This is a genomic window from Embleya sp. NPDC025285 (assembly GCF_055558835.1).
Window position 1 is genome coordinate 1 of the sequence record NZ_JBVHLU010000215.1, and the last position, 6884, is coordinate 6884.

The 6884-nt window shown below is 68.8% G+C and carries 6 protein-coding genes; 1 reads left to right on the forward strand and 5 read right to left on the reverse strand.

Going from position 1 to position 6884, the window contains the following annotated elements; genetic code table 11:
• Positions 1–157: 157 nt before the first annotated feature.
• The 4 genes from ACZ4FV_RS51315 to ACZ4FV_RS51330 all read right to left on the reverse strand — a co-directional run bounded on the left by ACZ4FV_RS51315 (position 158) and on the right by ACZ4FV_RS51330 (position 3540).
• Positions 158–715: a GNAT family N-acetyltransferase gene (locus ACZ4FV_RS51315; protein WP_465328282.1), complete on the reverse strand. Its 558-nt coding sequence runs from the start codon at positions 713–715 to the stop codon at positions 158–160.
• Positions 697–1476 (reverse strand): lasso peptide biosynthesis B2 protein, encoded by a 780-nt coding sequence (locus ACZ4FV_RS51320; protein WP_465328274.1) that lies wholly within the window; start codon positions 1474–1476, stop codon positions 697–699. The genes ACZ4FV_RS51315 and ACZ4FV_RS51320 overlap by 19 nt, the downstream gene beginning before the upstream one ends.
• Complete coding sequence (locus tag ACZ4FV_RS51325; protein WP_465328276.1) at positions 1473–3305, reverse strand: albusnodin/ikarugamycin family macrolactam cyclase; 1833 nt, start codon at positions 3303–3305, stop codon at positions 1473–1475. The genes ACZ4FV_RS51320 and ACZ4FV_RS51325 overlap by 4 nt, the downstream gene beginning before the upstream one ends.
• 91 nt (positions 3306–3396) lie before the next feature.
• Entirely contained in the window at positions 3397–3540 is a 144-nt protein-coding gene (locus tag ACZ4FV_RS51330; protein ID WP_465328278.1) for an albusnodin family lasso peptide, read from the reverse strand.
• A gap of 217 nt (positions 3541–3757) precedes the next feature.
• Here ACZ4FV_RS51330 and ACZ4FV_RS51335 point away from each other — a divergent pair, with 217 nt between their 5' ends.
• Positions 3758–5017: a helix-turn-helix domain-containing protein gene (locus ACZ4FV_RS51335; protein WP_465328280.1), complete on the forward strand. Its 1260-nt coding sequence runs from the start codon at positions 3758–3760 to the stop codon at positions 5015–5017.
• Positions 5018–5820: 803 nt separating this feature from the next.
• Here ACZ4FV_RS51335 and ACZ4FV_RS51340 read toward each other — a convergent pair.
• Complete coding sequence (locus ACZ4FV_RS51340; RefSeq protein ID WP_465328284.1) at positions 5821–6744, reverse strand: IS3 family transposase; 924 nt, start codon at positions 6742–6744, stop codon at positions 5821–5823.
• Positions 6745–6884: the final 140 nt, after the last annotated feature.

The window sequence follows — 6884 nt, forward strand, 5'->3', positions numbered from 1 at the left end:
TAGGGCTTCCTGTTTGCCCACGGTCCTCTCCCTCGTCTTAGCCTCTTTTGGGGGTTCGTGGGTTTGCCCCCCCCCCCCCCCCCCGCCCTCTCCCCCCCCCCCCCCCCCCCCCCCCCCCCCCCCCACGTTCCTGGACCAGGCGTCAGATGCCCGCCCGTTACGACGCGGGGATCGCGTCCATGAAGACTTCGTCCACGCGAGTGCCCGCCCACAGGGCACTGCGGCGGCGGTGGCCGATGAGCTGGAATCCGGCTCGGGTGTAGGCGCGGATGCCGGCGACGTTGGGCTCCAGAACGGTCAGGTACACGTTCTCCAACCCGGCGTCCTCGAAGGCGAAGTCCAGAACAAGGCGCGTCGCGGGGGCTGCGAGCCCCCGCCCTCGACCTTCCTCTCCCAGGGTGACGAGGAATTCCGCCGCCGCGACAGGACGGTCGATCGACAGAGTCGCTGTGCCAACAGGCAAAGGGCCGCCAGAGCGGTCCTGGCGAGCCGGGTCGTAGATCGTGAAGTGCGCGTTCTCTCCCGCGATCATGACGTCGAGGCCCGCACACAGCCTTTCGCGCGTCTCAGGATCAACGCGGCCGTTGCCCCTCATGGAGACGGGATCGTTGGTCCAACGCAGGTACACATCCAAGAGATCGCGGCGCAGTGGGCCGATGGCGATGGTGTCCGTGGAACGGAATAGGCCGGGGCCTGTCAGGTTCGCGATGGTGATCGCCTCCCGGGGATGCGCAGGACGGTGGTGTAGGCGGCGGTGTCCGCCGGTTCGTCGACGGGCTCCCCGGAGTCAGTGTGCTCGATCCACGCGTGCAGGCGGACTGGATCGGGTGCGATGCCCTGGCACCACGTTGCCGAGTGTCCCCGGAGCGCGAGCAATACCATCGTGGCGGTCGCCTGTTCCAGGCACACCGCTCGCGCGGGGCACCATCTGGCGGCGCGCCGAACGGCATCGACGGATTCGGCGGCGGTCGCGGGATCCGCCAAGGGCACATGCCGAAGCACGTTCCAACGAGCCACGGCACGCACGACTTTCAGGTGCCGGGCAAAGTATCTGTGGTGGGAGCCGCACCGGGTGATGGTCAGCACGGCGGCCATCACGAGGAAGGCCGTGGCGCGGAGTGCCCATCGGCTTGGGGGGCGCTTGGGTAGCGCGACCGGAGCGGTTTGACTGCCCCAACTCGGGCCGGGGTCCAGCCCCACGATGGGCGCCGGCCAGGGCGCGGGGCGGGCAGTGGTGGTGAGGAGACCTGCGGTGGTCAGCGCTCGGGTGAGCCCTGTCGCCTCGGTGGCGGAGAGGTTCGCGGCTCGTGCGGCCGCGGCGGGATCTCCGGTCGATGCGAGGGTGCGCCACCAGGTGGCGGCGGGTTCCATCAGGGTTTGGACCATGCCGTCGCGGGTGTCCATGAGCACGACAATGCCGGGCCCGGCGAATTCCACGGCGTGGGTGTGCCGGCCGGCCATGATGTGGGTGTTCACGCGGCTTCCCAAGGATGGATGTTCGGTCGTTGATGCCAGGCGACGGCCGGGGTTTCGCGGTGGGCGCGCAGCCACATCTCCATGGCGAGGACGGCGTCGAGGTCCCCGGGGCCGATTCCGGCGGCGGTGTGCTGTGTGGCCGTCCGCAGGGCCTCGACGTCAACGAGGTGAAGTGCGGCGATATGTCCGTCGGCCAGGGCGAGTGCATGGTCGAGGTGGGTGCGCAGGCCACGGATGTGGTCGCTGGTCGAGGTCCCCTTGGTGACGCGCGCGGCGATCGAGGCGGGGAGGACATGCGGCAGGGCCCGGGTCAGGAGAGGTTTGTAGGCGTCGGGGCTGGTGCGGCTGGGAGAGGGGCAGGACAGCACCGCCGCAACGACGTGCGAGTCCGTGAACGGGTTGTGCAGGGATACCCCGGTGAGGGCGTGAGCGAGGTGGGCGTCGGCGGCGGCGGTGCGGCCGATCTCGCCGACCTGGTCCCAGGTGACCGCGTTCGCCAGGTCGCCGATCGCAGCGTGTTCGGCGAGATCCGCGGCCTGGTCGTAGCTGTACGCCGCGAGGCGTCGCGCGTGGTCGGTCGCCCAGATCGCCGGTGGTTCGACGGGGAAGAGAGCGAGGCCGCCGGGGCTGCGCGCCGTTCCGGTAAGCACCTGGGCGGTTCGGCGGAGCGCTGCGGAGCGCGAGGTATGGGCTGCGGCGCGGGCTTGGCGCAGGAGTGGGAGGGGTCGGGTGCGGCGGACCTGTGCCCAGCCCAGGGCGTGCGTGATGGCGGTCTGTGGCCGGCGGGCGCGGAGGAGGTCGGCGAGGTAGAGCAGGGGTGGGCACAGCAGGGTGTCTCCGCCGTCCCCGGTCAGGTGTCCGTCGCTGCCGAAGACGTCGCCCACGAAGCGGAGTTGGTGGGCGAAGAAGGCGTGGCCGAGCGTTGCGGGGGCGGGCTCGTCGGTGGCGGGGAGGATGGCGTCGAGGTCGGTGTAGGGCTGGTGGCGGTCGTCGAGCGCGAGCATTCGGTGGTCGATCGCCAAGTGGGCCGCAGCGGCGGGAATGTACTCCAGATCGCCGCCGGTGGTGGCGTGTTCGTGGTGCAGGGTGACGGCGCCGATGGTTCTTCCCTGCGGGGCGAGGGCAGCGGCGGCCAGGCGGGTCACGGCGGTGGAGTCAAGACCGCCACTCAGGTCGGCGGTGGGGCGCTGGCATGTCAGCGCGCGGAGCTCAACTGACGCGGTCAGCGCGGCGCCGAGGCGGACGGCTGCCTCGGTCGGGTCCGTCGTCGGCTCGGCGGACCACAGCGGGATGGGCTCGGACGCCTGTGTGGCCGACAGGTCTACACGGTGTCCGGCGGGAACGCGGTAAACACCTGAGAACGCCGTTCGGGTGGGGATGGGCATCACGTACGAAGGGGTCAGCATCCGCACCGCCAGCCACGTGGCGTCCACCTCGGCGTCGACCAGGCCCGCGAGCGCTCGGGCCGATGTCGACCATGCCAAACCGGATGCCGCCTGCGTCCAATACACGGGCACCGCCGATGCCAAATCCGCGTACAACACGGTGCCGCTGTCGGTCATCTCGATCAGTGAGTAGGCGCCCGGCCATCGCCACAGGTCTACCGGCTGGACCCCTCGCGCGGCGAGCGCATTCAGGTCGTCGTAATCGGCTCCGCAGGTGCCGAGCACGCAGATCGCCCGATGGGCGGAGTACCCGGTGCGAATCTTCGACAGCGGTCCGTCGCCGAGTGACCACATGGGGAGCCGGTCGTGGGCAAGCGCGGACACGGGCACGGGCACGGGTGTGGTGGCGCGGGAGGTTCTCGAGACGAACCCACCGATCATCATGCTCGTCGCTCCTTGAGCATCGCTATGCGGGAAGTGAGCGGGAACGACGTCGGCCGCCCCCGCCGTGCGGAGGCGGCCGACGGTTTCGGGGTCAGCGCGTGGTCGAGGTGTAGATCTTGCGCTTGTTCTCGCTGCCGCTCGTGTCGCCGCCCCGAGTGAGGACGCCGGCGGTGCCGAGGGCAACGGGCAGCATCACCCGCGCGGGACGGGTGTTGCGAGTGTCGGGCTGCTTCATCTGTGCCTCCTGGAGTTGAGGGAGAACGGCGGTGCCGTCCCCACACCAGGACAACACTGGTTCGCGCGGTTGCGTCCGTGATGTGCAGGACGCGCACGTCATATGCGAATCCTGCAAATTGTCTCGACGGAGCGTGATCATCTGGCTACGGTGAGACGGATATCCCTGCGTCTCTCGGGGGGCACAGATGGCAGACGCTCTTTGGGATTCGCCGCATGTGAGCGCGCTCGTCCACGAGCGTCGCATTGGCCCCTTACTGCGGGCCGGGCGCACCGCGCGAGGCATGCGACAGGCGGATCTCGGACTCCTAATCGGATACTCGGCGTCGGCCGTGTCCAGGCTCGAATCGGGTCGCGGCAAGGACGATTTCGCAAAGATGCGGGCCGCGGCCGTCGCCGTGGGGATGCCTTCGCGCGTCCTTGCGGCAGTACTCGGCGTGACGGAGTCGCTACCCGCTAGGGTGGCTGGGACCGCCGAACGGCGGGACGAGGAGGACCCCGTGCGCCGACGTTCGCTGCTGACCGCCTCGCTTGCCGCCGTCCCGACGGTGCTCCTGGTCGGCGTCGACGACGCGTTGGCATCCATTCCCACCACCGCCGGCCCGGCGACCTCTGCGGATGTTGTCCGACTCCTGGGCCGCGCCCGCACGCTCTACGACGTCGGGGATCACGCACGACTCGCGGCCGCGATGCCGGACCTGCTTGCGACCGCGCATACCGCAGCCCAACAGGCCACCGACGAAGCGGCGTTGGCCCGCCTCGCCGCGTGCTACGACCTGTGCACCCAGACTCTGTCCAAGCTCGGTAGATACGGCGCGGCGCGCAGTGCTGCGGATCGCGCGACCGTCTACGCCCATCAATCCGGATCTCCCCTCGCGCAGGCCGCGTCGGCGCGCATGCTCAGCATCGTGCTGCGGCACCAGGGCCAAGGGAGCATCGCGCAGCGCATCACACTGGAGGCGGCCGGACGCGTCGAGCAGACGGGCCTGCGGACGCCGGAACAGGCCGCCACGTATGCACAGATGTTGTGCACCTGCGCATACACGGCTGCCGGGGCGGAGGATCGTGGGACAGCGATCGAACTCATGCGAAACGCCCGAAGCGCCGCGACACGCATCCCGACAAGCCGCACAGGTACCGAGGCATTCAAGGTCACCCCGGCATCGGTGGCCCTGTACGAGGTGGGTGTCCACTGGGCGCTCGGCGACGCCGGCGCCGCTGTCCACGCCGGGCGCGACCTCGCGTCGCGACATTTCGACACCTCCGAGCGCAGAGGCCGTTTCCACACCGACATGGCGCGTGCCTGGTGGCTGTGGGATAAGCCCGACCAGACCATCGCGGCCCTCATGAACGCGTTGCGTGAGGCACCTGCGGAGGTTCGCAATCGTCCGTCGATGCGAGCGCTGACCCGCGATCTCGCACAACGCCACCCCAGGGCCGTCGGCGTCAAGGACCTCGTCCGAGCAGTCGGCGCCTGATCGCCCCAAGCAGCCGCACCACATACCGGCCGCTCCCTGAGTAACCAGCGGTGGACCTGGCTGACCAAAGCACTCACTCGAATCGCCCCGTTGAGAGGGCTGGCCGGTCGAAGCCGTTCGGGTCAGGGAACGGTTGGGTTGTCACACGGCGGGAGGGCAACGAGTACCACGGGGCGCGGGAATCGAGCGGAGTTCAGCGGCAAGGCCACCGTCCGGGTTGTCCATGGACAATTGATCAACCTCGGCGAATTTTCCATAGACAATTGCGACTCGGCCGTTGGTGGTTGTCCATAGACAACCGCGAGCCCTCGGAGCCGGCCTCTTGACCGGCTCCCCCGTAGCAAGTGGACTCGTCGACTTGGCGGGGAACCTTCCGGGCGCATGGCCCGGAGTATGCGAGAAGCCAGGCCCGTTTGGCTTTGTTCACGAGAACAAGCAGCGGATGTTCACCACTTCGGGAGGCAGCTGGCACATCAAGGGTTCGAACGGTGACGCAACACACCGTGGCGGTGCACGGTCCCGCGCGACGCATGAAAAACACGTTGGCCGGTCCACCGCGGGGTTGCAATGATGCCCCTTGTTTCTCTGGCGGAGGACATTTGTTCGTCTTCGTGTGTGCCGGGTGTGGCGCCGGGCTGACCATCCCGCTGTCCCAGGTCGCGCTGCCCGCCCACGCCCATCAGAAGTACGGGAACGGGATTCAGCTCCCGGTGCTCATGGAGTCGGGCACGTTCGCCGTGGAACGGGAGCCTTGGGGGCCGCCGTGGCGGATTGAGCTTCCCCCGTTGTGTGGGAGGTGTTGGTTAGCTTGTCAGGGCGGGTCTCTGAGGTTTGATGATTGCCTGATTGGCCGTCGCCTGTTCGGCGTAGAACCTCTCCTCGTATTCGTCCGGGCTGAGCCAGTCGAGGCGCTTTTGGATGCGTTTTGGGTTATACCAGCCGTCGATGTAGGCGAACAGCGCCAGGTTCGCTTCGGCGCGGGTGTCGAACGTCTTGCGGCGGAGGCACTCGGTCTTGATCACGCTCCACAGGTTCTCCGCGAGCGCGTTGTCGTAGGAGTCGCCCACCGACCCCATCGAAGCGGCAACTCCCGCCCGCAGCAGACGAGTCGTGAGCTTGATCGACGTGTATTGACAGCCGTGGTCGGCGTGGTGGACCAGGGTCCCGGGCTCGACGTCCCGGCCACGCAGGGCATATTCCAACACCGTCAGGACCAGGTCGGCGTCCGCGCGGGCGGACGTCTCCCAAGCCACGATGCGGCGCGAGAAGGCGTCACGGATCGCCGCGAGCCACAGTGGTCCCTCGCCGGTCGTCACCATCGTCAGGTCGGTGACCCACAGCCGGTTCGGCGCCGGCGCGGTGAAGTCCCGCTTCACGAGGTCGGGCGCGAGGTCCGCGTCCGGGTCCCGGCGGGTGAAGCCCTTGGGCCGCCTGTTCGGGCTGATCCCTTGCAGACCGGCCTCGCGCATCAGGCGTTCCACCCGCTTGCGGCCCACGCGCACACCCTCCCGGGCGAGGGTCGCGTGGACCCGCGGAGAGCCGTAGGTCTCCTCGGATCCGGCGTGGATCCGGCGGATCCACGCCGTGAGTTCGACGTCGAACCGGCGGCGTTCGCAGGGGACTTCCACCGCGCGGCGCCAACGGTAGTAGGTGGAGGCGGGGATGTGGAGTTCCCTGAGAATGGGCTCGGCCCCCAGGTCCTTGCGCTCGTCGACGAGCGTCAGGATCTGCGCAGGGTCGGGTCGAGCTCCCGGGCGAAAAAAGCGGAGGCGGCCTCAATGCCGCTCAGTTACGCACATATGCGTGTGCCGTCGCCGGTGATGGTGTCGTTGTAGGACGACGGGTTCCCGGGGGACGGTATGAGGAT

Bases quoted from the DNA above. Each gene is read 5' to 3' on its own strand.
- ACZ4FV_RS51325 (WP_465328276.1), bottom strand. From the start codon at position 3,305: ATGATGATCGGTGGGTTCGTCTCGAGAACCTCCCGCGCCACCACACCC.
- ACZ4FV_RS51330 (WP_465328278.1), bottom strand. From the start codon at position 3,540: ATGAAGCAGCCCGACACTCGCAACACCCGTCCCGCGCGGGTGATGCTG.